At 72.6% G+C, this 24,923-nt stretch carries 21 protein-coding genes and 1 pseudogene; 9 read left to right on the top strand and 13 right to left on the bottom strand.

Annotation, left to right across the window (positions count from 1 at the left end; genetic code table 11):
- Nucleotides 1-675 precede the first annotated feature (675 nt).
- The 4 genes and pseudogenes from J2S42_RS20125 to J2S42_RS20140 form a co-directional block, all read right to left on the bottom strand.
- Entirely contained in the window at nucleotides 676-1,194 is a 519-nt protein-coding gene (locus tag J2S42_RS20125; protein ID WP_307241375.1) for a hypothetical protein, read from the bottom strand.
- Nucleotides 1,191-2,234, bottom strand: a complete 1,044-nt coding sequence (locus tag J2S42_RS20130; RefSeq protein WP_307241377.1) for a type II secretion system F family protein — start codon at nucleotides 2,232-2,234, stop codon at nucleotides 1,191-1,193. Before J2S42_RS20130 ends, J2S42_RS20125 begins: the two co-directional genes overlap by 4 nt.
- Nucleotides 2,235-2,302: 68 nt before the next feature.
- Nucleotides 2,303-3,490 (bottom strand): annotated as a pseudogene (locus J2S42_RS20135) (TadA family conjugal transfer-associated ATPase); the annotation flags it as partial.
- The gene (locus J2S42_RS20140; RefSeq protein ID WP_307241379.1) at nucleotides 3,487-4,497 is read right to left on the bottom strand and encodes a nucleotide-binding protein; all 1,011 of its coding nucleotides are present in this window, start codon (nucleotides 4,495-4,497) and stop codon (nucleotides 3,487-3,489) included. The gene J2S42_RS20140 and the pseudogene J2S42_RS20135, both read right to left, overlap by 4 nt.
- Before the next feature lie 204 nt (nucleotides 4,498-4,701).
- Between J2S42_RS20140 and J2S42_RS20145 the strand changes: the two genes are divergently transcribed.
- The 3 genes from J2S42_RS20145 (at nucleotide 4,702) to J2S42_RS20155 (ending at nucleotide 6,966) form a co-directional block, all read left to right on the top strand.
- A complete protein-coding gene (locus tag J2S42_RS20145; protein ID WP_307241381.1) occupies nucleotides 4,702-5,067 on the top strand; it encodes an STAS domain-containing protein in 366 nt (121 codons plus the stop codon).
- 282 nt (nucleotides 5,068-5,349) lie between these two features.
- Nucleotides 5,350-6,150 carry an HAD family hydrolase gene (locus tag J2S42_RS20150; protein WP_307241383.1) on the top strand — a complete coding sequence of 267 codons (801 nt, stop codon included), beginning with the start codon at nucleotides 5,350-5,352 and terminating at the stop codon, nucleotides 6,148-6,150.
- Nucleotides 6,151-6,480: 330 nt separating this feature from the next.
- A complete protein-coding gene (locus J2S42_RS20155; protein WP_307241385.1) occupies nucleotides 6,481-6,966 on the top strand; it encodes an SCO5741 family PH domain-containing membrane protein in 486 nt (161 codons plus the stop codon).
- A gap of 115 nt (nucleotides 6,967-7,081) precedes the next feature.
- Here J2S42_RS20155 and J2S42_RS20160 read toward each other — a convergent pair whose 3' ends face one another.
- Nucleotides 7,082-7,822, bottom strand: a complete 741-nt coding sequence (locus J2S42_RS20160) for a Fic family protein (RefSeq protein WP_307241387.1) — start codon at nucleotides 7,820-7,822, stop codon at nucleotides 7,082-7,084.
- Nucleotides 7,823-8,048: 226 nt separating this feature from the next.
- Between J2S42_RS20160 and acs the strand changes: the two genes are divergently transcribed.
- Together acs and J2S42_RS20170 are read left to right on the top strand one after the other, a co-directional pair.
- Complete coding sequence (gene acs, locus J2S42_RS20165; RefSeq protein WP_307241388.1) at nucleotides 8,049-10,010, top strand: acetate--CoA ligase; 1,962 nt, start codon at nucleotides 8,049-8,051, stop codon at nucleotides 10,008-10,010.
- 112 nt (nucleotides 10,011-10,122) lie between these two features.
- Nucleotides 10,123-11,031, top strand: a complete 909-nt coding sequence (locus tag J2S42_RS20170) for an alpha/beta fold hydrolase (protein ID WP_307241390.1) — start codon at nucleotides 10,123-10,125, stop codon at nucleotides 11,029-11,031.
- Nucleotides 11,032-11,038: 7 nt separating this feature from the next.
- Here the strand turns inward: J2S42_RS20170 and J2S42_RS20175 are convergent, their stop codons facing one another.
- Complete coding sequence (locus J2S42_RS20175; RefSeq protein ID WP_307248873.1) at nucleotides 11,039-11,404, bottom strand: UCP033725 family protein; 366 nt, start codon at nucleotides 11,402-11,404, stop codon at nucleotides 11,039-11,041.
- Entirely contained in the window at nucleotides 11,401-14,973 is a 3,573-nt protein-coding gene (locus J2S42_RS20180) for an SseB family protein (RefSeq protein ID WP_370879210.1), read from the bottom strand. Before J2S42_RS20180 ends, J2S42_RS20175 begins: the two co-directional genes overlap by 4 nt.
- A gap of 213 nt (nucleotides 14,974-15,186) precedes the next feature.
- On the opposite strand from J2S42_RS20180, the gene mycP reads away from it, so the two are divergent.
- Complete coding sequence (mycP, locus tag J2S42_RS20190; RefSeq protein WP_307241392.1) at nucleotides 15,187-16,407, top strand: type VII secretion-associated serine protease mycosin; 1,221 nt, start codon at nucleotides 15,187-15,189, stop codon at nucleotides 16,405-16,407.
- Nucleotides 16,408-16,529: 122 nt separating this feature from the next.
- On the opposite strand, the gene J2S42_RS20195 is transcribed toward mycP, so the two are convergent.
- The 3 genes from J2S42_RS20195 to eccB form a co-directional block, all read right to left on the bottom strand.
- Nucleotides 16,530-16,811 (bottom strand): WXG100 family type VII secretion target, encoded by a 282-nt coding sequence (locus J2S42_RS20195; protein ID WP_307241394.1) that lies wholly within the window; start codon nucleotides 16,809-16,811, stop codon nucleotides 16,530-16,532.
- Nucleotides 16,808-17,125: a WXG100 family type VII secretion target gene (locus J2S42_RS20200; RefSeq protein WP_307241396.1), complete on the bottom strand. Its 318-nt coding sequence runs from the start codon at nucleotides 17,123-17,125 to the stop codon at nucleotides 16,808-16,810. The genes J2S42_RS20195 and J2S42_RS20200 overlap by 4 nt, the downstream gene beginning before the upstream one ends.
- Before the next feature lie 295 nt (nucleotides 17,126-17,420).
- Nucleotides 17,421-18,761, bottom strand: coding sequence for a type VII secretion protein EccB (gene eccB / locus J2S42_RS20205; RefSeq protein ID WP_370879211.1), 1,341 nt, complete (start codon nucleotides 18,759-18,761; stop codon nucleotides 17,421-17,423).
- Between the two features lie 114 nt (nucleotides 18,762-18,875).
- Between eccB and J2S42_RS20210 the strand changes: the two genes are divergently transcribed.
- On the top strand, nucleotides 18,876-19,253 hold the full coding sequence (locus J2S42_RS20210) for a phage holin family protein (RefSeq protein WP_307241398.1): 378 nt from the start codon (nucleotides 18,876-18,878) through the stop codon (nucleotides 19,251-19,253).
- 46 nt (nucleotides 19,254-19,299) lie between these two features.
- Nucleotides 19,300-20,205: an EamA family transporter RarD gene (gene rarD, locus J2S42_RS20215; RefSeq protein WP_307241399.1), complete on the top strand. Its 906-nt coding sequence runs from the start codon at nucleotides 19,300-19,302 to the stop codon at nucleotides 20,203-20,205.
- 162 nt (nucleotides 20,206-20,367) lie between these two features.
- Here the strand turns inward: rarD and J2S42_RS20220 are convergent, their stop codons facing one another.
- Nucleotides 20,368-21,087, bottom strand: a complete 720-nt coding sequence (locus J2S42_RS20220) for an anti-sigma factor family protein (RefSeq protein ID WP_307241401.1) — start codon at nucleotides 21,085-21,087, stop codon at nucleotides 20,368-20,370.
- Complete coding sequence (locus J2S42_RS20225; protein WP_307241403.1) at nucleotides 21,084-21,605, bottom strand: sigma-70 family RNA polymerase sigma factor; 522 nt, start codon at nucleotides 21,603-21,605, stop codon at nucleotides 21,084-21,086. The genes J2S42_RS20220 and J2S42_RS20225 overlap by 4 nt, the downstream gene beginning before the upstream one ends.
- Nucleotides 21,606-21,841: 236 nt before the next feature.
- Between J2S42_RS20225 and J2S42_RS20230 the strand changes: the two genes are divergently transcribed.
- Nucleotides 21,842-23,956: a PhoX family protein gene (locus J2S42_RS20230; RefSeq protein ID WP_307241404.1), complete on the top strand. Its 2,115-nt coding sequence runs from the start codon at nucleotides 21,842-21,844 to the stop codon at nucleotides 23,954-23,956.
- 50 nt (nucleotides 23,957-24,006) lie between these two features.
- On the opposite strand, the gene J2S42_RS20235 is transcribed toward J2S42_RS20230, so the two are convergent.
- Nucleotides 24,007-24,804 carry an IclR family transcriptional regulator gene (locus J2S42_RS20235; protein WP_307248879.1) on the bottom strand — a complete coding sequence of 266 codons (798 nt, stop codon included), beginning with the start codon at nucleotides 24,802-24,804 and terminating at the stop codon, nucleotides 24,007-24,009.
- Between the last annotated feature and the right edge of the window lie 119 nt (nucleotides 24,805-24,923).

Here is a 24,923-nt window from a genome sequence, read left to right on the forward strand (position 1 = left end):
TCGGGAGACTCGCCGCCACAGAGACTTCCGCCGGTGCCGGAATTTCGGCCGGCGCCAGAATTTCAGCCGACGCCGGGATTTCAGCGGCAGCAGAAAACTCGGCCGTCCCGGGAACCCCGGCCGAGGCCGGAACCACAGCCGCAGCAGAAAGCCGTGCTGTCGCAGGAACTCCGGCTGCCGCAGGCAGTCGGGCCGCCGCACTGTCGCGAAGTGTGTCGGGCCGACGCTCGAAGCCCGCGCAGAACGCCGCCCGCAAAGTGCCAGGAGCAGTATCAAGGCGCCAGGAATGTCGAGTCAGCCCGGTGAAGAACTGACTCGGGGGCGACACGTGGGTGCTGACCGCCGTCCCTCCCACGGCCGCCGCCTGATGCGGCGATGCATCGTCGCCTGCGGCGGCGTGTGGTGCCGCGGGGCGGCTGATGTTCGGATCCCGGCCCGTCCGCAGGAAGGCAATCGGCAGGTCATGGGTTTCAGCGGCCGCGCGCCTCCGAATCGCTGCCCCGCGCGGGGCCACATCGGGCGGGCGCGGGCCGCCGGCGTACTCGGCGGAGATCGGCTCGGCCCGTGCGACGCCGCGCGGGGCGCGGAAAAGTCCTCTGTGCTGGAGCAACTCCGGTGCCCAGACACCGGCCAGCAATGCCGCTCCCACCACGGCTGACAGCGTGACCACCCAGCTCACGACGCCGGTCTCGCAATCGCCACCATGCGGGCGACCACCGCCGTGCGCAAGGCCGCAGCTCGCCGGGCCGGACCGAAGCGCCGGAAGGCACCGGGCGGTGAAGCCTGTCCGCCGCGTCGTCCCAGCAGCGCGGCGACGAGCGACAGCAACACGTCGCAACGGGGCCGGCCGGCACCGGGAACCGGCAGGCCGCCGATGCAGTCGACGACCGCGCGGCCTGGCAAAGGCATCGGCGTGCCACACACCACGGGTCGCTTCGAGGTCAGCGACCCCGACGCCACCGGCGTCAGGCGCGGCCGGGCCTGAGCAAGCGACGTCAGGCGCGGCCAGGCCGGCGCAAGCGACGTCAGTTCCGGCCACATTCGCGCAAGCGGCGCCCAGTCCCGCCAGGCCGGCGCAAGCGGCGTCAAATCCAGCTGAGCAGGCCTGAGCGGCGCGAGGTCGTGCCAGTCCAGCGTGAGGGGTGCCAGATCCGGCAAGGCCGGCGCGAGCGGTGTCGGGGACAAAGTCATCATGGTGTGCTCCCTGAAGTAGCGAGCCGGTTCGCCCACGCGAGCCCGGCCGACTGGAGGATCACGGCGCCGATGGCGCAGGCGGCGCCGATGGGGGTGTGGAGCAGGACGTGCAGTGGGTCGACGCCCATGAAGGCGCCCAGGACCAGGCCGCCGGCCGGCAGCGCCGCGAGCAGCCAGGCGGTGGCACGTGCGCCGGCGGCCTCGGCGTCCGCGGCGGCCTGGCCGCGCGCCATCGCGCGGGTGTCGGACTCGATGCGTTCGACGAGGTCGGCCACGGGTGCGCCGGTGCGTTCCGCGAGTCGCCAGGCTGCCGTGGTGAGGCGCCCGATGCGCGGGTCCGGCAGGGTGGGCGGGTCGGTGTGCGGCAGACCGGCCCGTAGGTCCGCGGCGAGTGTGCAGAGCATGTCCAGCGTCCGGGTGCGTGCTCGTGCGGCGGACCGTGCCGCCTGCCTGCGCAGTGCACCGCGCACGCCGAGGCGGCAGTAGACGGCCACCAGCATGCCCACCGGTCCGGCCACCACAAGTCCGGCCAGCGCGGACGATCCGGCGACGACCGCGACCAGCAAACGTTGACCGCCGGTCGTGCGCGGCAGCCGTACCGGCATACGACGAGCCGCCCGGCGCCGGCCGTTCTCCTCGCCGGGCGCACCCGGCGCCGATACCGGCTCTCGGTCGTCATCCGGCGACGTGCTGCCGGTATCGACCACCGGCCCGGCGGCGCTCGACCGGAGCGGCTGGTCGCCGAGGCCGGACGGCTTCGGCACCAGCGGGGCGGGACCCGGTTCCTCGATCGGCGTGAACCGCCCGCTGGCCCCGTCGAAACGGAAAACAGCCGGCCGCCCACCCGCAGCGGCCGTTTCCGCCAGCAATCCGACCTCGGCGGCTTTCCTTTGCGTCGCCGCCTGCGCGAAGAGGCCCGCCCGCGCCGGCACCGCGTACCGTTCGGGACCTGTGTGGGAGCGGAACCGGAACGCCGCCATCCCGGCCAGCACCGCCACCGTCGCGGCCAGCACCGAGACCGCAGCCCAGAACGTGCTCACGACGCACCACCGCGCTCCGGGCGGGGCCGGGGCCGCAGTGGAGTCACCCCGCCCGCACCGGACGTGACCGGCGCGGACACCGGCACCCGCAGCAGGTGCGGCACCGGCACCTGCCGGTCGTCGAGCAGCCGGGCCAGGTCCGCGGCCGCCGGGCCTGGGCCGCGCTCGCGTTGCCACACCGTGCGGGTGGTCAGCAGCCGATCCGGCCCGTCCGCGGCGAGCAGGGAGATCGAGTCGAGCATCCGGCCGCGGGTGATGCGACGGAGGTGGATCACCACCTGGAGCGCGGCTGCCACCTGTGCGTGCAGCGCCGCCCGTGGCAGGCCACCGACGATGCCGAGTGCCTCCAGGCGGGCGGGTACGTCGGCCGGCGCGTTCGCGTGAAGTGTCCCGGCGCCGCCGTCGTGGCCGGTGTTGAGCGCGGCGAGCAGGTCGACGACCTCGGCGCCCCGGCACTCGCCGACGATCAGCCGATCCGGACGCATCCGCAGGGCCTGACGAACCAGTGTCCGGAGGTCGACCGCGCCGGCGCCCTCCACGTTGGACGTGCGAGCCTGGAGCGCGACGACGTGCGGGTGCCGGGGCCGCAGCTCGGCGGCGTCCTCGACGATCACGATGCGCTCGGTGGGCGGCACCAGGCCGAGCAGTGTGTTCAGCATGGTGGTCTTGCCGGAGCCGGTGCCGCCGACCACCAGGTAGGCGAGCCGGGCGGAGACCACGGCGCGGAGGACCTCCCCGACCGGCCCGGGCACGGTGCCCGCGTTCACGAGATCCGCGAGCCGATAGGGGCGTTGCCGGAACGTGCGCAACGACAGGTACGGCCCAGTGGTGGCGACCGGGGGCAGCACGGCGTGGACGCGGGTGCCGTCGGGCAGCCGGGCGTCGACGAACGGCTGCCCGTCGTCGAGCCGGCGACCGCAGCCGGCGGCCAGGCGCTGCGCGAGGCGGCGCACGTCGTCGGCACCGCCCATCCGCACCGGTGCGCGGACCAGGCCGTGACCGCGGTCGACCCACACGTCGGTCGCGTTGACCAGGATGTCGGTGATCGTCTCGTCGGCCAGCAGCGGAGTGAGCGGCCCGGCGCCCACCAGGTCGCCCCGGACCCGCTCGGCGAGGCGCAGCACCGCGCCGGCGCCGAGCCGGGCCGCGCCCGGGTCGGTGCGCACGGCCGCGACCACGGCGTCCTCGGTCGCATCCGCCCCGACCACGGTGAACCGCGATCGGACCCGGGCGGAGAGCCCGGCCGTGCCGCTCATGCCGCCGCCCCCTCGGTGCCGCGGCCCGGGGGAACCGCGAGGAGGCGGCGGCAGAGGTCCGCCAGCGGGCCGTGCCCGTCGGCGGACGGCACTTCGCCGCGGGCCAGTAACGCGCGGAGCGCGGGATCACTCCGGTAGGCCCCGGCGACCGAGAGGTGCGTGGTGCGTGCCACGTCGTCCTCGGTGAGCGTGTCGGCGGAGGCGTCGCGGACGACGGCGGAGAGACGCCGGCTGTGCGGCCGGGCGAGCGCCGCGACCCGGGTCGCGGCGAGGCAGGCGCCCAGCTCCGCGGGGACGACCACGAACGTCCGGTCGGCGCCGCGCAGCGCGGCCGCACCGGCCGTGCCGAGGTGCCGGGGCAAGTCCACGATCACCAGGTCGCGCTCGCGCCGGCCGGTGTCGAGGCCGGTGCCGACCGCACCGGCGGGCGGTCCGCCGCACGGGTCGGTGCGGTCGAACTCGAGCAGCACCAGCTCACCCGGGCCGGGATGGTCGAACTGATGCCGGCCGAGCATGAGGCCGAGCCGGCCGCCGAGTGGGTCGGCGTCGAGCAGCAGCACGCGTTGACCGGCGCGGGCCGCGGTGACCGCGAGGGTGACCGCCAGCGTGCTGGCGCCGGCACCGCCGCGTGCGCCGACGAATGCGAGGACGCGGCCGGCTGGCGGGGACGGCGGTGCGCCGAGCCGGTCGACGAGCCAGCGCTCCGCGGCCGGCAGCACCGCGATGTGTTCGACGCCGAGCCGCTCGATCAGGTCGGACGGTGGATCCGCGACGGCGGTGCGGCCGACCAGCACGACGGCGCGCCGGCGCAGGCGCGCGCGGTCGATCGGGACGGTCTGGTCGGGGCCGATCAAGACGACCGGCGCGTGCGCGTAGTGCGGACGGGCGGCGACCGGGTCGGTGGCGACCTGGAGCTCCGTGCCGGCCACCGCGGCGAGCCGCAGCAGATCGTCGAGCAGTGCCTCGTCGGCCGTGACGAGGAGCGGCCGGAAGCCGGTGCGAGCCATCGAGAACCCCCATGGACCGGGAAGGACGTCCAGGGAAGGTTCGCCGCTCGCGTACCCGGTCAGGGCCTGCCTGTGGATGGGCAACCGGCCTGTGGACAACGCCCGGAACCGCGCTTCGATCTGCTACGGACCAGCCAGACCCACTGAGCGAACGTGAATGATGTTGGGTATGTTGATCGCCAGTTCGGCGTTGGAGTGGTGCCCATGGAGATTGCAAGCGAGCTTTCCCCGGAGCCGGTCCCGGGCGGGCCTCTCGTCGTGGTCACCATCGAGGGCGACATCGACTACACCAACTCCGACGAGATGGCCGGCGAGATCTGGAACGTGCTGGCGCGGCACGCCCCGGCCGCGATCCGGGTCGATCTCGCGGAGGCCACGTTCATCGACTCGACCGGCCTGGGCGCACTGATCGCCGCCTACCGCGCGGCGGCGGACGCGGGCTGCGTGTTCACGGTCGCGGCGCCGAGCCCCGCGTTTCGCCGGGTCCTGTCGATCACCGGCCTGAGCGATCTCTTCGGGGTCGAGGACCCGCGGGAGCCGGCGGCGCCACAAAGGACGGTGGAAAGGTGACGACCCCCGTCGGGGGGTGACGGGGGCCGTCCGGGGGTCCGACTCCGGGGGGGCGAGCCGAACCCGCTCGGCAGTCACGGGGGGTGCAACCGCCGAGGGTCTTCGGGCGACACCTGGATTGGACATGAATCGGCGTCGCAAACTAAGGATGCCTGAAGTCGACCGCACACGTCGAGTGGCGATCGCCTTATGACGCGCGACACGCCGGTTTGCGTACAAGATCACAGGCAATCCACAGCGCCGTGCCGGACCGGTCGCACGGTCACGTTAAACTCTGCTGCCGTGGGCCGAAGCGCCGCGTTTTTCGATCTCGACAAGACGGTCATCGCCAAGTCAAGCGCCTTGGCGTTCGGCCGTCCGTTCTACCGTGATGGGCTGATCACCCGGCGGGACGTCGTGAAGTCGGCGTACGCCCAGCTCATGTTCCGCCTCGGCGGCACCGACGAGCAGACCATGGCGCGCACCCGGGACTACCTGGCGCAGCTCTGCAAGGGCTGGTCCGTGGAGCAGGTCGGCCAGATCGTCACGGAGACGCTGCACGAGCTCATCCATCCGTACGTGTATGCCGAGGCCACCGCGCTGATCGCGGAACACCAGTCGGCCGGGCGGGACGTCGTGCTGGTCTCCGCGTCCGGCGACGAGATGGTCCGCCCGATCGGCGAGCTGCTCGGCATCACCGACGTGATCGCCACCCGGATGGAGATCGTCGACGGGCGGTACAGCGGGCGGGTCGAGTTCTACGCGGCCGGGCCGGCCAAGGTCGAGGGCGTGAACCGGCTGGTCGAGGAGCGTGGCTACGACCTGTCCGAGTGCTACGCGTACTCGGACTCCAGCAGCGACCTGCCGCTGCTGGAGTGCGTCGGCCACCCGAGCGCGGTCAACCCGTCCCGCACGCTGCGCCGCGTCGCGATCGAGCGCGGCTGGCCGGTGCTCGAGTTCCGGCACCCGATCGCGATCGGCCGCCGGCTGCGCACCCAACCGGCCGTCCCGATCACGGCCGCCGCGCTCAGCGTGGGGGTCGGCGTCGCCATCGGCATCGCCTGGTACGGGCGGATGCGCAAGTCCCGCGCCGCCACCGCGTGATCTCCTACAGCCTGTCTGAGCTGGGCAAACCAATCCCGTCCCACCGGTAACACGATCCGCGAAGGCCCTGGCGATCAAGCCGGGGGCGGCGTAGAAAAAGGGAGCGGGCACGGGAGACCAGCCCCGCTCACGGCCACCGGGCACCCACGCGCGGCCCGCCGCGATAGGCACGTGGCATCGGCTCCTCCGGGACCGGTGCAGACGATATACGGACACGCTTGATAACCCGGACCGGACGTGTGGTGACGGCGCCTCGTGATCGAGGCGCCGTCCACGTGCAGCCACCCGAGCGTCCGATCAGTGCTGTGACATAAAGGCATACTTGCGCAAATGAAGACACACTGGACTCGGCCCTACCCGCCGGGCAGTGGCCGGTGGCTCGTGATCGCCTGGGAGGCCGCGAGCATCACCGCCCTCGGCTGGACCAGCGACCGGCTCTTCGGGTTCGGCACCACCGCAACGGTCATCTTCTCGCTGATCCTGGCCGCGGCCTGGACGATCGGCGCGGTGCGGATCGCGCGGATGGGCGTCTACGTCGGCGATCCCGGCGTCCGGATCCGCGGCCTGTTCTGGACCCGCACGGTCCCCTGGTCCGACATCCATCGGTTCCGCATGCAGGACGTGACGTACCGGGTGGGCGCGTTCCGGATCCCGAGCGGCCTGACCGTGCTGATCGACCGGCACGACGGCACCGAGATCAAGACCGAGCTGTGGGCGCAGGGCGTCGACTTCCACTCCCGACCCGGTCTGTTCCGCCAGGTCTTCCACGAGCTGCGCGAACGCCACGTGCTGCACCTCGCGATGCACAACGCCTGAAAGCCACGAAGACGGATATACCCGCTTCCGGCGGGTCGAGTTCCGCACGCTCCCGCGGGCACCGGCCGGCCGCGGGCGGCCGTCCTTCCGGATCCGAGGGTGGCCGAGAAAAAGATCAGGTCGCCGCCAGCACCGCGTCGCCGATCGCGGCGATCTCGTCCGCGCCCGCCTCGACCGCGGCCGTGTAGTGGCGCAGCCAGGAGCGCAGTCCGTCCGGCGTGCCGGTGGCGAACGCGCCGGCCGCACCGACGTACTCGGGCTGACGCCGCTGATGCCCGACCTCGACCGCGACCAGGCCGCGCGGATCGAAGCCGGTGGACAGCAGCGTCAGCCGGGCGGCCGCGCGCGCGACCACGCCGGACGGTCCCTCGAACGGCCGCAGGTTCAGCAGCTCACCGTGCACGATCGCGGCCAGGACCAGCGGCGGCGCCTTCGTGCCGCCCGCGACCAGGCCCATCAGCGTGTCCAGGCGGGCCGCGACCACCGGGTCCGCGACCGGCCGGCCCAGCCCGGCGTCCGGGACCACGCCGCGGGCCGCCAGCACGTGCAGCCGGGCCAGCACCTGGCGGGGCGCGGTCTGCCAGCGTGGCGCGAGCCCGTCCAGCGCGCCGGTCACCCGCAGCGCGCCCTGCACGACCGGGTCGGTGACGGCGCCCCGCCGTACCGTCTCCAGGTCTTGATCTGCGCCCTCCAGGGCGGCGCTGGCGACCGCGGCGCGCAGACCGACCTCCGCGGCGACCTGACCGCCCTTGCGGCGCAGCGCGCGGTGCCGCATCGCGGCGTCCACGTGGTCACGCGCGGCGGTCACCGCCGATGCGACATCGGCCAGGTCGAGCAGGGGGGCGAGAGGGTCCACGGGAGGAGACGCTACCGCCCTGGTGGGAGGCGATTAGGAAAGACTTAGGGGAAATCGACTTGTAACAGTCCCTTCACGGCGGCCGGGGGCGGTGCAAAGATCAACCGGTGGGCGCTCACCGTGCGCCATTCGGCGCGTACGGTGACCGCTTCTGGCTGCTCACCAGGACCGACGCTAGTCTCGGCGGAGACCTGGATCACACGGACGTCTGACGAGGAGTTCATCGATGAGTGAGACCTTGGCGAACCTTCTCAAGGAGGAGCGGACGTTCCCGCCGCCGGCCGCGCTCGCCGCGGAGGCCAACGTCACCGACGCCGCGTATCAGGAGGCCGCGGACGACCGGCTGGCGTTCTGGGAGACGCAGGCCCGCCGCCTGGAGTGGTCGAAGCCGTGGGACCAGGTGCTCGACTGGTCCAACCCGCCGTTCGCGAAGTGGTTCGTCGGCGGCGAGCTGAACGTGGCCTACAACTGCCTGGACCGGCACGTGGCGGCCGGTAACGGCGGCAAGGTCGCGATCCACTGGGAGGGCGAGCCCGGCGACACCCGCACGATCACGTACGACGACCTGCTGACGTCGGTCTGCCAGGCGGCGAACTACCTGACCGAGCTGGGCATCACCGCCGGCGACCGGGTGGCGATCTACCTGCCGATGATCCCGGAGGCCGCGGTCGCGATGCTGGCCTGCGCGCGGCTCGGCGCCACGCACAGCGTGGTCTTCGGCGGCTTCTCGGCCGACTCGCTGAGCAACCGGATCAACGACGCCACCGCGAAGCTGGTGATCACCGCGGACGGCGGCTACCGGCGCGGCAAGCCGTCCGGGCTCAAGTCGATCGTGGACGAGGCGCTGCAGAGCACGCCGAGCGTGGAGCACGTGCTGGTCGTCCGCCGCACCGGGCAGGAGGTCGCCTGGGGCGAGAAGGACCTGTGGTGGCACGAGACCGTGGAACAGGCCTCGACCGAGCACACCGCGCAGGCCTTCGACGCGGAGCACCCGCTGTTCATCCTCTACACGTCCGGCACCACGGCGAAGCCGAAGGGCATCCTGCACACCAGCGGCGGCTACCTCACCCAGGCCGCGTTCACGCACCACGCGGTGTTCGACCTGAAGCCGGAGACCGACGTCTACTGGTGCACCGCGGACATCGGCTGGGTGACCGGCCACTCCTACATCGTGTACGGCCCGCTGGCCAACGGCGCGACCCAGGTGATGTACGAGGGGACGCCGGACACGCCGAGCAAGGCCCGGTTCTGGGAGATCGTCGACCGGTACAGGGTGACGATCCTCTACACCGCGCCCACGCTGATCCGCACCATGATGAAGTGGGGCGCGGACATCCCGGCCGGGCACGACCTGTCCTCGCTGCGCATCCTCGGCAGCGTCGGCGAGCCGATCAACCCGGAGGCCTGGATCTGGTACCGGGAGACGATCGGGCACGGCAACACCCCGGTCGTGGACACCTGGTGGCAGACCGAGACCGGCGCCATCATGATCTCCCCGCTGCCCGGCGTGACCGCGACCAAGCCCGGCTCGGCCATGACGCCGCTGCCCGGTATCTCCGCGGACGTCGTCGACGACCAGGGCAAGTCCGTGCCGAACGGCGGCGGTGGCTACCTGGTGCTGCGCGAGCCGTGGCCGTCGATGCTGCGCACGATCTGGGGCGACGACAACCGGTTCGTGGAGACGTACTGGTCCCGGTTCGACGGCATGTACTTCGCCGGTGACGGCGCGAAGAAGGACGACGACGGGCACATCTGGCTGCTCGGCCGGGTGGACGACGTGATGCTGGTGTCCGGGCACAACATCTCCACCACCGAGGTCGAGTCCGCGCTGGTCTCGCACCCGTCGGTCGCGGAGGCCGCGGTGGTCGGCGCCACCGACCCGACCACCGGGCAGGCGATCGTCGCGTTCACCATCCCGCGCGGCAACGTCGACACGTCCGGCGAGGCCGGCGAGGCGCTGATCCAGGAGCTGCGCAACCACGTGGCGAAGACGCTCGGCCCGATCGCCAAGCCGCGTCAGATCATGCTGGTCGCGGAGCTGCCGAAGACCCGCTCCGGCAAGATCATGCGCCGCCTGCTGCGCGACGTGGCCGAGCACCGCTCGCTCGGCGACGTCACCACGCTCCAGGACTCCACGGTCATGGACCTGATCGCCAGCGGCATGAAGGACAGCAAGTCGGACGATTAAGTGCAGACCATTCGGGGGTACGGCGGACAATCCGTACCCCCGGAATGTCTTTCAGGGTTCTTCTGCAGAACACCCCGGATGCGCTTTTGGGTTCCGGCCCTACTCTTAGCCCATGACTGACGACGCTAGCGTGCTGATCGAAGGGCCGTGGACACACCGGTTCGTCGGCGCCAACGGCAGCAGGTTCCACGTCGTCGAGGCCGGCACCGGTCCGCTCGTGCTGTTCCTGCACGGTTTCCCGGAGTTCTGGTGGGCCTGGCACCGGATCCTGCCGATGGTCGCGGACGCCGGGTTCCGCGCGGTCGCGATGGACCTGCGCGGTTACGGCGCCAGCGACAAACCACCGCGCGGGTACGACGGATACACGCTCGCGGCGGACGTCGCCGGTACCATCCGCGCGCTCGGTGAGCGGTCCGCGGTCGTGGTCGGTGCCGGAGCCGGCGGCATGATCGGCTGGACCACTGCGTCATTCCACCCGCAGATGGTCAGCCGGCTGATCGTGATGGGCGCCGCGCACCCGCTGCGCCTGCGCGCCGCTCTCTTCTCCGACCCGCGCGGCCAGGTCGCCGCCGCCACCCACACGCTCAAATACCAGCTGCCGCGGTACGAGCACGTGCTGGCCCGGGACAACGGCGCCGAGGTGGGCAACCTGCTGCGCCGCTGGGGTGGCCGCGAGTGGGTGAACGGCCCGGACTTCGCCGACTACGAGGCACGCTGCCGCGAGGCGATCACCATCCCGCAGGCCGCGTTCTGCGCGATGGAGGGCTACCGGTGGGCGTTCCGGGCCGGGCTGCGCCTGCACGGCTACCGGTTCGTCAAGCTGATGCAGAAGCCGCTGGTCACGCCGACGCTGCAGCTGCACGGCACGCAGGACCAGGCGATCCTGCCCCGGACCGCGCAGGGCTCCAGCCGGTATGTGAAGTCCTCCTACGAGTGGCTTCCGCTGCGCGGCGTCGGCCACTTCCCGCACCAGGAGGTCCCGGAGCTGGTCACCTCGGAGATCCTGCGCTGGGCTAAGTGACTGACGGTCAGATCCGGTTCTCGCGCAGGTCGGTGACCGCGGACAGCGGTGCCCAGCCCTGGTAGACGCCGAAGTCGAACTCCTCCAGGCCGAGCGCCCGCGCGGTCGGGGCCTTACCGCCGGTGTACTCCACGCGCAGCCAGCCGTCCGCCTCGCCGAGCACGATGAACGGCTCGCCCTGCCAGGTGCAGGTGGTGCGCACGTACATCAGGTCGTCGACCTCGGACGCGTTCAGCACCCGCACGTACCGGCCCGGGCGCACCTCGGAGAAACCGTCGCCGGCCTGCGGCTGGTAGATGCGCACGTTGTCGCCGTCCGGGCTGGCCTCGTACTCGCGGCCCTGGTAGCGGGCCACGTAGCCGTCGCGCATCAGTTCTCGCCGACCTTTCGCCAGGTCATCGCGTCCGTGTCGAGCAGGGCGAGCAGCGTCTGCCGGCCGGACCGGTCCATGATCCACAGCTCGGAGCCGTGCGGCAGGCGCACGCTGTCGACCTTGAACTCGGCGATCACGTCGGAGCTGTCGCCGGGCGCGAACCCGTTGCCCCGGAACGGCGGGCGCTCGATCACCCAGCCCTCCATCGCGCGCATCGCGTTCTCGTTCTGGCCGCCGTACGGAATCCGGTACAGCGTCGGCCGGTACGCCGGCCAGCGCAGCACGTGCACCGAGTCCGCGTCCGACCGGAATGGCGAACCCGGGTAGAGCAGGCCCAGCGCGGCCAGCAGCTGACCGGGCGTGGTCAGGTGCTCGACCTCGTTCGCCCGGTGCAGGAAGCCGGACACCCGGTCGTACCCCCGGTTGAGGAAGTAGTCGACCTGCTCCGGTGAGACCGCCTTCTGCATCACGGTCGGCGCGTTCGGGTCCGGCGGGCGGGACACCGGCGCGGGCGTCTCCGCCACGCGCACCGGCTCCGGCGTCGGCTCGGCGAACTCCTCCGCCTCGCCCTCCTCGCCCAGACCGACCTCCTTGGCCCAGCTGGCCAGCGCCACGATCTGGCTGCCCGGCAGCGTCGCGCCGACCGGGCTGCCCGGGTTGACCGCGAACGACAGGCCCGGGTCCGGCCAGTGCCGGATCAGGTGGGCGAACTTCACCGAGACGGTCTCTATCGCCTCGCCGCCGAACAGGTGCTCGGCCAGGCGGTCCGCGGAGGTGTAGACCACCACGTACCGCTCGCCGTCGAGCATGTCGGTGCGCCACGCGAAGTCCGGGTCGCCGGGGCGCCCGCCGGACGCGGACGTGCCCGGCTTGAGCGGCAGCAGGACGCGGGCCAGCAGCAGCGTGGACAGGAACGAGTCGGTGCTGCCGTCACCGGCGGCCGCGAGCAGCTCCTCCTCGACCTCGTTCGCGGGCACGAAACCGGCCAGGTCCGGCGGCGGCGCGCTCTGCGACTCCGGCCGGTAGGTGGGCGTCGGCGCCGGCGAGAACGGTCGGTCCGGATCCGGGGTGTAACCGGCGTCCGGCTGCGCCGAGGCGTAGGACGGCACGCCGGCACCGTACGCGGGCGCCTCACCGGGCGCGGCCCAGACGTGCGGCGCGCGCTGTTCCGTCGCGGGCGGGCTCGCGTGGGTGGAACCCCGCAGGTAGTCGGTGGCCTCCTCGACCGGGACCGCACCGCCGTAGACGGTCGGCGTGCTACTCGCCTGCCGACGCGGCAGACCACCGGGACCGACCGCGGGCGCCTCCTCGGCGGCCGGCGCGGCGGCGGCATCGGCCGCCGGAGCAGCGGGCGACATCGGCCGGGACGGCAACGGCTCCGCACCGGGCCGGGCGTCCGCACCCGGGAGGGCATCCGCACCCGGACGCGACGGAAGCGCATCCGCGCCGGGGCGCAACGGGAAAGCGGGCCCGGTGGCCGGCGCGTCGTCACCCGAGCGGCCGGGCAGCGCGCCGCGTCCGGGCCGGGTGGGCAGCGAATCGGTGCCCGGGCGGGACAGCGGCGAGTCGAAACCGGGGCGGGACGACGCATCCGGCCCCGGGCCGGCCGGCGACGTGGGGGCGGGACGCGACGGCAGCCCGCCGGAGGCGGCCGCACCGGTCGTCGGCGGCTCGGCGGCCGGACGGGCTTGCAGCGAATCTGCGGACGGGCCGGGCCCGAAGGACGGGCGTGCCCCGAGCGCATCCGCAGCCGCCGAACGGGAACCGAGCGCATCGGCAGCCCCCGAGCGGGAACCGAGCGCATCCGCGGCCGCCGAACGCGACCCCAGCGCATCCGCAGCCGCCGAACGAGAGCCGAGCGCATCGGCTGCGGACGGACGCTTCGGCAGCGACTCACCGTTCGGCGGCCGCTTGGGCAGCGGCTCCGGGCCACTGTCCGCACCGGGTCGCGCCGGAAGTCCACTGTTGTCCGGCAGCGCCCGAAGTCCACTGTTGTCCGGCAGCGCCGGGAGTCCGTTGGCATCCGGTCGTGCCGAGATGTCGCCAGCGTCCGGCCGCGCCGAGACCCCATTGGTGTCCGGCAGCGCCGGCAGACCGCCCGCGCCGGGACGCTGCGGCAGTCCGCCGAACTCCGGGCGCTGCGAAAGACCGCCGGTCTCGCGGCCGCCGAATCCTCCGGATTCGGCACGCTGCGAAAAGCCACCGCCCTCCGAAGCCCCCGCAAATCCACCGGACTCCGGCCGCTGCGGCAGGCCACCGGGTTCCGGCCGGGACGAGAACCCACCCGCGTCCGGGCGCGGCGAGAAGCCGCCCGGCGCCGGACGCTGCGGAAGACCGTTGCTGTCCGGGCGCTGCGGCGCATCCGCCCGGTTCGCCGGCGGCTCATACCCCGCCGGGCGGAACGGCGCCGGAGCACCGCCTTCCGGACGCTGCGGCGACTCGCGACCACCGGGCCGTACCGAGAATCCGCCGCTCGACGCCGGATCCGGCGACGACGGACCGGACGGCAGCGCACCCGCGGGCGGCAGCGGTGCGAATCCCGGCGGGCGCGTGTCCGCGCCCGGCAGGGGCCGCCGCGGCAGCCCGTCCCCTTCGGTCCGGGGCGGGAACGCGTCCGTCGCGCCGGAGCGTGCGCCGTACCGTGGTGGGGCGCCGTCCCCAGCCGGCTCGAACGTGTCCGTCGGACGCGTCGGCAGCGGCTCGGCACCGCCGGGCCGGGACGCGAACGTGCCCTCCTCCGCGGTCGGCGGGATACCGCCGGGCAGCACCGGGAACCCGCCGCTGGAGGCGGGGGAACCGGGCGGAGCGAGTGGCGCCAGCGGCGCCGGACGGGCGGGCGTGCCCTCGCCGGGCTTGGTGTCGCCGCCGGCCGGCCGGCGCGGCAAGCCGTCCGGCCCGACCGCCGGTGCGAGCAGCCCGGCCGGCGTCTCCGGTTCCGGCGCCGCGGCCCAGCGGGACGGCCCGGAGTAGTCGGCCGCCCGATTCGCCGGCTCCGGTTCGCTGCTGGTGATCAGCCCGTTGCCGCTGAGCGTGCCGGGCGAGTGGCTCGCGCCGGGCGCGGCCAGCGCGGCCGCCACCTCGTCCTCGCTCGGCCGGGTCATGCCGGGCACCGATGCGGTGGCGCGGGCGCGGTTCGCGCTGTCCGCCTTCATCAGGCGGGCGCGGGCGCCCATGGTCCGGCCGGGCAGGCGCACGTCACCGCTGGCGAGCTGCGCCACGAACCAGGCCGGTAGGTAGCCCTCGATGGACAGGCCGGGGTTGACCGCCAGCCACCAGTCCTCATTGGGCCAGCCGGCGGCGAGGTCGCGATAGGCCACGTGACGCGTGGACCCGGCGTGCTGCGCGAGACAGGCGGCGAGCGCCGCGGCCGAGGTGAAGGCGAGCACGTGCGTGCGGCCGCCGGTGGTCCACGTGCCCCAGCTGAGCGGCCCGCCGGCCGGCGCGTCGCCGGAGACCGGCAGCAGCAGCTCCGTGCGCGCGAGCACCTGGAAATAGGCTTCCTGGTCCTCCTTCCGGAGGGCCTCCCGCATGGCCGCTTCGGCCTCGGTGGCCGGCTCCCACTCGGTCACGGCCACCTCCCTTCACCCATCAGGCCAGACGCATTCGCGTACAACCTACAAGGTTGATCCAAGATCACAACGCGCGGCCGCACAGGGTCACAGAGTCAGCGTCCCCGCGGATACCATCGCCCAGGCGAAGGAGGCGGGATGCGTGGCCGAGCTGGCATCGCCGCAGTCACCGTGCTGTGGGCTTTGACCGGATTTATCCCCTCAGAACCCACCATGCCACAGAAAACCGTGACGCACCTGGCGGGCATCAGAACACAACTCTCCGCTTCCGCGCCAGTACCCCTTAGGCCAGTCTCAACGACCGGTTTGTCCTGCGGAAGCACCGCTGCGCCATCCGGCACCGTCCGAGAAGAGCCATGGGCACAGCAACGGTACGGCCTGGACCGTCTCGCCCCGATCGCGGACGGCACCGGCACGGTGGTCGCCGTGATCGATTCCGGTGTCGACCCCACCCATCCGCAGCTGGCCGGCCGCGTGCTGCACGGCACCGACTTCCTCGGCGACGGCGGTGAGGGCGCGGTCGACTGCGTCGGTCACGGCACCGCGGTCGCCAGCCTGATCGCGGCCGGTCCCACGCCCGGCGTCGCGTTCCGGGGCGTCGCGCCGGAAACCCAGATCCTGCCGGTACGGGTGAGCGAGCAGCAGATCGTGGACGGCGCGCAGACCGGCCGCACCGTCCCGCCCGACCGGCTCGCCGCCGCGGTCCGGTGGGCCGTGGACAACGACGCCGACGTGCTCAACATGTCCGTCGTCCTCTACCTCGACGACCCGGCGGTCCGGTCCGCGATCGGCTACGCGGTCGCGAACGACGTGATCGTGGTCGCCGCGGTCGGCAACCAGCACCGAACGCCCGGGCCGGCCGCGGACCCCACGCCGTACCCGGCCGCCTACGCCGGTGTGCTCGGCATCGGCGCGATCACCGAGGACGGCCGGGCCGCCGGTTTCTCGCAGACCGGCGGCTACGTGGACCTGGTCGCGCCGGGCGGTCACGTGCTGACCGCGGTGCCCGGCGGCGGCCACGCCTATGCGGACGGCACCAGTTATGCCGCGCCGTTCGGCGCCGCGACCGCCGCGCTGGTCCGGCAGCGCTGGCCGGACCTGACCGCCACCGAGGTGACCGCGCGCCTGGTCGCCACCGCCGACCCGGCGCCGGGCGGACCGGCCAGCGACGCGTACGGCTACGGCGTCCTCAACCCGTACCGCGCGGTCACCGACACCCGGCCCGCGGCGCCGCCCGCGCGGTCCGGCCCGTCCGCGACCCCGGCCATCCCGGCCGCCGAGGCGATCGCCGCCGGCCACCCGAACACGCCACGCGCGCTCACGCTCGCCGCGACCGGCCTGGCCGCCGCCGTGGTGACGCTCGTGCTCGCGACGGTCCTCCCCCGCGCCCGCCGCCGCGGCTGGCGCCCACCCACCGGCAGCGACCAGCAATAGTCCCGCCACCCTGCTGACCGCGCCTCAGCGCGAATCGGCCACGGCCGGGCCGGCGGCCGGTCGCGTCCGGTCGGCGCGACCCGCTGACCCGCACCTCAGCGCCGCCCCGTGCGGTTGCCGGGCTACGGGCCGAAAAGCGCCCGGTTTCCGGTCTCGGCCGCCTGGTAGTCGGCTGCGGCGTCGTCGACCGCGCGGCCGGTCTCGCGCAGCAGCGCGGTCAGGTCATCGGCCGCGCGACGCCAGTTCTCCCGGCGCTCGGTGAAGGCATGGCGTGCCTCGCCGCTCCACGCCTCCTCCGCCAGGCGGGACCGCGTGTCCAGCTCGTCGAGCGTGGATCGCAGAGCGGCAGCGGTCGTGGCGATGTCCGCGCCCGTCCGGCGAAGCGCCGCGAGATCGACGATCATGAACGGCCCCACGCGCCGAACAGGCCCGCCAGTGCGACCGCCGCGTCGTCGTCGGCCGCGACATAGGCCGCCGCGGTGGACCGCAGCATGACCGCCGCATCGGTCAGCGCGGCCAGCAGCGTCTCCTGATCCTCCGCCCAGGTCGCGCGCAGCTCCTCGAACGCGGTGCCGCCGTCGCCCTGCCAGGCCGCTCGACCGGCGTCCAGCCGGTCGAGCAGGCCGCCCAGCAACGTCCGCAGCTCGGCCGCCGCGTCGTCGCACCTCGCCGCCGCGCCGGCCAGCGCCGCCGGGTCCACCGTGGTCGTCTCCGTCATCTGCCACCCCTTCCCGTGCCGTTCAGGGGTCGCACGCTATCCAGCGCCGCCGATCTTCGCGGGTTCCGCGGATCAATAGCGGCATGCCGGGAGCGCCCCGGCGTTTCCCGACATTGACCGCATCCGTCGCACGGCCACGACCAGCACAAAGGCAATAATCAAGGACACCATGGGTACGCCGGACCGCACGATCCGACACGGCAACAGGTCACCTTGACTACCGCGGCAGACAGGGAACTACCGCGGTGGACAGAAGGCCGCCGCGCCGCACGGCAACGGAGACGACACGTGCCGCCTACAGCAGGGCGGGGCGGGTGGCCGCCGCCGGGTCGAGGGCCGCGCCCTCCGGGATCAGGTCGACCACAGCGGCCGGCAGGCGCAGCGGCGTCACGTCCCGGTAGCCGAGCACGGGCAGCAGGTCGGGCGACGCCAGCGCGTGCCGCCGCCCCGCGGCCGTGATCAGGCTGATCGTGCCGCCTCGGGCGCCCGGCGCGGCCGCCGCCTCGACCAGCGCCCCGCTCCCGGGCGCGACCCGCACCGCGGCCGACGCGTAGCCGTCCGCCGCCGGTAACCGCACGCCGGCCCGCAGCCCGCTCAGCCCGGTGTCCGATTCCGCGACGCCGCAGAGCGCGCCGTCGTCGGCCGGCATCAGCGCGGGCGTCGTCGCCGGCCCGTCCGGCGGGCGGAGGTCACCGGCGCGGGATGCGGCCGCGTACGCCGCCTGGGACAGCTCGACCGGCCCCGACTGTCCGATCCGTGGGTCGCCGAGCAGCAGATCGGCCTGCACCTGGCTGATCGTGGCCAGGCCGCCGGCCAGCGCGACCGCGTACTCCCGGGCGCCGCCCTGCGTCGCCACCACGAAGACGCTCCCGGCGAGCGCGCCGGGGACGGCCGACGGTCCGCCGAGGCCCGGCACCTGCGGCGCGGCCAGCGCGGAGCCGAGCGGCACCGTGTCCAGCATCGTCGAGCTGACCATGGTGGGCCGCACCGCGCCCCAGCCGAGCGCGGACAGCACCGCCTCGGACGTGACCGGATGCCGCCGGTCGTGCCAGAGCAGATGCGTCTCACCGGCCGCGGTGACCAGCGCGCCGGACTCGTCCAGCCGGGTTCCGCCGGGCGCGGCCGGCCCGGCCAGCAGCACCGGCGAGCCGGCGTCGGAGCACAGCGACCACGGCGTCCCGGCCAGCCGGCCGGCCGGCGGCAGCGAGTCCGGCGCGTCCACGATGCCCAGCGGTACGCCGCGCGGCACCCCGTCGATCGACCGCCGCGACACCAGAACCGTGGCCGGTTCCGGCGCGGCCGCGATGAGCAGCGCGGACGCGTAGTTGACCACCGGGTGCAGCCGGGCATCCCGGTAGACGTACCGCGCGCCGGTCTCCTTCTCCACCACGACCGCGCGCTCGTTCCGCCAGTTCGTGGCGCCGCCGCCGGTGAACAGGTCGTGGATCAGCACCGCACCGGCGGCGAGCGCGGCGACGAGCAGGCCGGCCAGCACCGCGCCGCCGGTCCGGGAGAAGGGCATGCGCGCCGGGTCGGCCTCCCGCATGATCAGCGCCGCGACCGTCCGGTGCACCGCGAACCGGTACGCCTGAAGCTGGTCCTGCCGCGACGGCACCACACCTCCATCGATCATCATGGGTACGCATTCGGTTACCGCAGCAGGTTAGCGCGACCGCGGCCGCCGCGCGGACAGCGAGCACCCGATCGCGCAGCGACGTAGCCGCTGGTGGCGCTGTGCAAAGATCGGATCGTGGGCATCCTCATTCGGCTCGGCATCAGCGCGCTGGCGCTCTGGATCGCCACGCTGATCGTCCCGGGCATCTCGCTGGAGACCGCGTCGCTCGGCGGCGCGATCGGCACGCTGGTAGCGGTGGCAGTGATCTTCGGCGTGGTGAACGCGGTGCTGCGGCCGCTGATCAAGGTGGTCGGCTGCGGCTTCTACCTGCTGACGCTGGGCCTGATCGCGCTGGTGGTGAACGGCTTGCTGTTCATGCTGACCGGCTGGATCGCGGGCGAGCTGAACCTGCCGTTCGTGGTGGACGGCTTCTGGCCGGCCGTGTTCGGCGCGCTGCTGGTCTCGATCGTGAGCTGGGCGCTGAACCTGTTCGTGCCGGACGGCGACGACTAGCTCACACGCAAGGACCGGCAGCGGTAACGGGCCTTACGGTGAGGCCATGGACGAGACACGCCGCGGACTCGCGTACGGACTGACCGCGTACGCCATCTGGGGTTTCTTCCCGCTCTACATCCGGCTGCTGGAGCCGGCCGGACCGGTGGAGATCCTGGCGCACCGGGTGGTCTGGTCCGTCGTGTTCGTCGCCGCGCTGCTGACGCTGCTCCGCGGCTGGTCGTTCCTGCGGTCGCTGCGCGGGCAGCCGAAACGGCTCGGCGGCATCGCGCTGGCCGCCGTGCTGATCGGCATCAACTGGGGCGGCTACATCTACGGCGTGCACACCGAGCGAGTGGTCGAGACCGCGCTCGGCTACTTCATCACGCCGCTGGTCGTGGTGCTGCTCGGCGTGCTGGTGCTGCGCGAGCGGCTGCGCCCGGCGCAGTGGGCCGCGCTCGGCGTGAGTGCGCTGGCGGTACTGGTGCTGACCGTCGACTACGGCCGGCTGCCGTACATCGCGCTCACGCTGGCCGCGAGCTTCGGCACGTACGGCCTGGTCAAGAAGAATCTGGCGCTGCCGCCGTCCGGCGGCCTGTTCGTCGAGTCGGCCGTGCTGGCGCTGCCCGCGCTGGCCTATCTGGCCTGGCTGACCGCGACGGGTGGCTCCACGTTCGGCACCGAGGGCGCGGGCCACCTGGCGCTGATGGTGTTGTCCGGTGCCGCGACCGCGATCCCGCTGATCATGTTCGCCGGCGCGGCGAACCGGCTCACGCTGACCGCGGTCGGCATCCTGCAGTACGTCGCCCCGGTCCTGCAGCTCGTGGTCGCGGTGTTCATCTTCCACGAGCCGATGCCGCCGGCCCGGCTGGCCGGTTTCGCGCTGGTCTGGGTCGCACTGATCATCTTCACCGTGGACGGTATCCGGTCCAGCCGCGCCGCCCGGAAGGCCGCCGTCGCGACGGCGGCCTAGGCCCAGTATCGAAGTGGGGGTCGGAGCGAGGCGTGGTCCAGGCGCCGTCTGGGTGTGCGGCGCGGAAGCCCTCGTACCGGTGTTGTATGTGGGCTTTTGCGACGTGCGGCCAGGCGGCGCCTGGGCGTCGCCGCAGCCCGGCCATCCGCTTCGATACAGGACCTAGGGAACGACGTACGTCAGCAGCGTCGTGTCGTCGGACCGGACCAGCTCGAACCGGTCCAGCTCATCCCCCGTGTAGTGCGTCAAGCCGGTCAGCTCGACCTTGTCCCCCGGTGCCGCCCACCACGAACCGATCTGGTCCTCGGTCCCGTCCGCGCCCTTGGCGATCAGCCGGAACAGGATCGCCTTGCCCTCCTTGCCGGTCGGCTCGTAGGCGCACTCCATCGCGACCGCGGTGCCGTACTCCTTGCTCGTCATCCCCACCGCGGCGGAGACCGGCACGGTGTCGGCGACCGGCTTCATCTCCTTCAGCTCCGGTGGTGGCTCGGACGAGGAGCTCGGCGAGCCGATCGCGACCGGTGGTGCCGAGGAACCGCCGCCGCGCAGCGCGTCCGCGCCGAAGCCGACCACGAGTGCGAGCGCGGCCGCGGCGGCGAGCGTTCCGGCGTACCGCCATCGGCTCGTGCGCCGGCTGCGGCGGCGTTCCGTGGTGGCGGCCGTGATGACGCGGGGCAGCCGGGACCGCTCCGCCGGGACGGCGAGCTCGGCGAAGTCCGCCGGGTCGAGCCGTCCGAGCAGGCCGGGCAGGACCGCGATCTCCGCGACCGCCTCCCGGCAGAACGAACAGGTGGACAGGTGCCGCTCGTAGGCGGCGCGTTCTCCGGGGGACAGTGCGCCGAGGACGTAAGCGCCGTCGTCGTACGCGTAATCGCACCTCATCGCATCACCCCCATTTCTTCCAGCGCCATGCGCAGAGCTCGCAACGCGTAGTGGGTCCGGGACTTGATCGTGCCGGGCGGTACGCCCAGCCGTTGTGCCGCCTCCGACACCGAACGCCCCTGGTAGAAGCACTCCACCAGGACCTCACGGTGTGCGGGGGAGAGCCGGGACAGAGCCTCGGCGACGGTCCACGCCTCCACTGCGCGGTCAGCCTCGTCTTCCGTCGGTGGTGGTTCCGGCAGCACGTCGGTGATCACTTCACCGGGTCGTGCGGACCGCCGTCGCCACGCGTCGATCGCCAGGTTCCGTGCGGTCGTGAACAGCCACGCCCGTACCGAACCCCGCTGTGGGTCCAGCGCCTCCGGATGCCGCCACGCACGAAGCAACGTCTCCTGACAGAGATCCTCGGCGCGCTGACGGTCTCCTCCGGCCAGCCGGAGCGCGTGTGCGAACAGCGCGTCCCCGTGCTCGTCGTGCAAAACCCGCAGCAGTGCGGTGCCCTCGTCCGTCAACGCCACCCCCCTTTCCTGGCTCTAGGTACGCGGCCCGGCCCGGAAACGGTTCAAAGGCCAGTTCACGCGCTGCAATTCACCTTGGGTTCATCCATCGGCCACCGTCGGTGCTCAGAAGAGATCACGACTTCTGGCAGCGTGCGGCACGCACGGCCGGTAACAGGGAGGCCGCGCTCGTCCACGCCCCCTGCCTTCGGACGTGGAGAACCGATATGTCTGATCCGACGAGGAGGCTTCACCACATGTCCGAACGCCCCCGCCTGCTGCCGCTGCTCGGCCAGTCCGGCCACAGCGGCCGTAGCGCGATGACGTGCCTCTACCGCTGTGGCAACGCGTGCGACCACCCGGTTCCGAACGAGTCCGAGAACGAGTATTTCGGCGACCTGGTCTCCGGTGAGGTCTCTCGTCGCGGTGTGATGCGCGCCGGCGCGATCGGTGCCATGGTGCTCGGGTTCAGCGGTGCCGCCGCGGCCGCCGCCACGCCGGCGATGGCCGCCCCGGTCGCCGAGGGCTTCGTGCCCGGGGCCACCCGCAAGCCGGGCAACGGCGGTACGAAGGGCAAGCTGGACTTCAAGCCGATCCCGCCGAACACGCTGGACAGCTTCGTGGTCCCGAACGGCTACGACCACTCCGTGGTGATCAAGTGGGGCGACGAGGTCGTCCCCGGCGCGCCCGGCTTCGACCTGAACAAGCAGACCGCCAAGGCGCAGTCGAAGCAGTTCGGCTACAACAACGACTTCGTCGGCGTGATCCCGCTGGGCCGCGGCGGCGACAAGGCGCTGCTCGTGGTCAACCACGAGTACACCAACGAGAACCTGATGTTCCCGGGCTTCACCACGCTGGACGCGCTGAGCACGGAGCAGATCAAGGTCGCCATGGCCGCACACGGCCTGTCGGTGGTCGAGATCGAGCGTGTCGAGAAGACCGGCGAGTGGGTCGTGGTCGACCGCGGCCGCCGGGCGTACAACCGCCGGATCACCGCGTCCGAGACCGCGTTCCAGTTCACCGGCCCGGCCGCCGGTTCGGCCTGGCTGAAGACCGCGGCGGACCCGCGCGGCACCACGCCGATCGGCACGCTGAACAACTGCGCCGGTGGCGTCACGCCGTGGGGCACCGTGCTCTCCGGCGAGGAGAACTTCAACCAGTACTTCGTGGGCGGCGACGCGGTCGCGGCCGAGCTGAAGCCGCGCTACGCCCGCTACGGCATCTCCACCAGCGCGCGCTACCCCAGCGACAGCCGCAAGTGGGACCGGGTGCAGGAGCGCTTCGACCTGGCCAAGCACCCGAACGAGGCGAACCGGTTCGGCTGGATCGTCGAGGTGGACCCGTTCGACCCGGAGTCCAAGCCCCGCAAGCACACCGCGCTGGGCCGCTTCAAGCACGAGGGCGCGAACGTCATCGTGGCGAAGAACGGCAAGGTCGTGGCGTACATGGGCGACGACGAGCGGTTCGACTACCTCTACAAGTTCGTCTCGGACAAGAAGTACATCGCCGGGGACTCGTCCTACGCGCGGAAGAACAACCTGTCGCTGCTCGAGTCCGGCACGCTCTACGTGGCGAAGCTCAGCTACACCAGCGCCGCCGAGATCGACGGCACCGGCAAGCTGCCGAGCGACGGCGCGTTCAACGGCACCGGTACGTGGGTCAAGCTGGTCAGTGGCAACAAGTCGTTCGTCGACGGCATGACCGCGGCGGACGTGCTGGTCTTCACGCGCCTGGCCGGCGACAAGGTCGGCGCGACCAAGATGGACCGTCCCGAGGACGTCCAGCCCAGCCTCATCAGCGGCAAGATCTACGCGGCGATGACCAACAACAGCAACCGCGGCGTGGGTACGAACGCGGCCGCGGACGAGGCGAACCCGCGCAACGCCAACAAGCACGGCCACATCTTCGAGATCACCGAGGACAAGGGCGACCACACCGGCGAGTCGTTCTCCTGGGCGCTCCCGATCGTCTGCGGTGACCCGGCGGACTCGTCGACGTACTTCTCCGGCTACGACAAGACCAAGGTCTCGCCGATCTCCTGCCCGGACAACGTCGCGTTCGACTCGACCGGCAACCTCTGGATCTCCACCGACGGCAACGCGCTGGGCGGCAACGACGGCCTGTTCGCCACGCCGATCGAGGGCCCGGAGAAGGGGCACCTCAAGCAGTTCCTCACCGTGCCGCGCGGTGCGGAGACCTGCGGCCCGTTCATCACGGAGGACGACCGGTCGGTCTTCGTGGCGGTGCAGCACCCGGGTGAGATCAACGGCGCCTCGGTGGAGAACCCGGCCTCGAACTGGCCGGACGGCGACATCGCCAAGCCGGGCGTCGTGGTGACCTGGCGCCGCGACGGCGGCTACATCGGCGCCTGACGCGTCAAGAGACAAAAGGCCGGCGGGGGTACGCGTACCCCCGCCGGCCTTCAGGTCGTGCCGTTGGGCTCGCCCGTGGCGAGCGCCTCCGCCACCACGCGAGCGGTGGCCTGGAGCCGGGTGCGCAGCACGCGTGCCGACGTCATCAGCTCCGCGGCCGGCAGCGCGCAGGCGATCACCACGCGCCGTTCCAGGTCTCGGTCCGGCGTGACGATCAGGCCGGCGCACGCGACGCCCTGCCGGAACTGACCCATCTCGATCTGCATGCCGCGCCGCTCACCGGCGGCCAGGTCGTTCTCCAGCTGCTCGACCGAGATCAGCGTCTGCGCGGTGAACTGCCGCATGCCGAAGTCCCGCAGGTATCGCACGCGCTGGTCGGGCGTGAGCGTGGCCAGCAGCGCCTTGCCGAGCGCGGTCGCGTGGGCCCCCTCGTCGAAGCCGGGGACCAGATCCTCCACATAGGGCGAACGGGGGCCCTCCGCCACCGCCGTGATCGCCACCTTGTTGCCGACGAAGCGGCCCAGGTAGTGGCTGTAGCCACTGTCCGCCGCGGCCCGGCGTAACGCGTCGCCCACCGCGGGCGGCCCGCGGAACGCGGCGACCAGCTCACGGTAGCGGTCGGCGATCTCGAGCCCGACGATGTAGGTGCCGTCCTCCCGCCTGATCACGTAGCCCTCGTAGGCGAGGGTCCGGACCAGGTGGTACGTCGTCGCCACCGTCAGCTCGCACCGCCGTGCGATCTGCTTCACCGTCAGTCCACGCGGTGCCCGCCCGACCGATTCCAAGACACGTAGCGCACGCGAGACGCTACGAATCAGGTCGGACGGCTCCGCTAAGGGGTCGCGCACACCCACCTCCGTAGCCATGGACTTACACCATATGAAAAAGGCTTCGATGAGGGAATGCCCGAATGGATTGAGAGACCCAGATATCTCGTGACCTTGGGTGGCCGAGATAACACTTTGGG

The sequence above is a fragment of the Catenuloplanes indicus genome, assembly GCF_030813715.1.
Lineage (GTDB): Bacteria > Actinomycetota > Actinomycetes > Mycobacteriales > Micromonosporaceae > Catenuloplanes > Catenuloplanes indicus.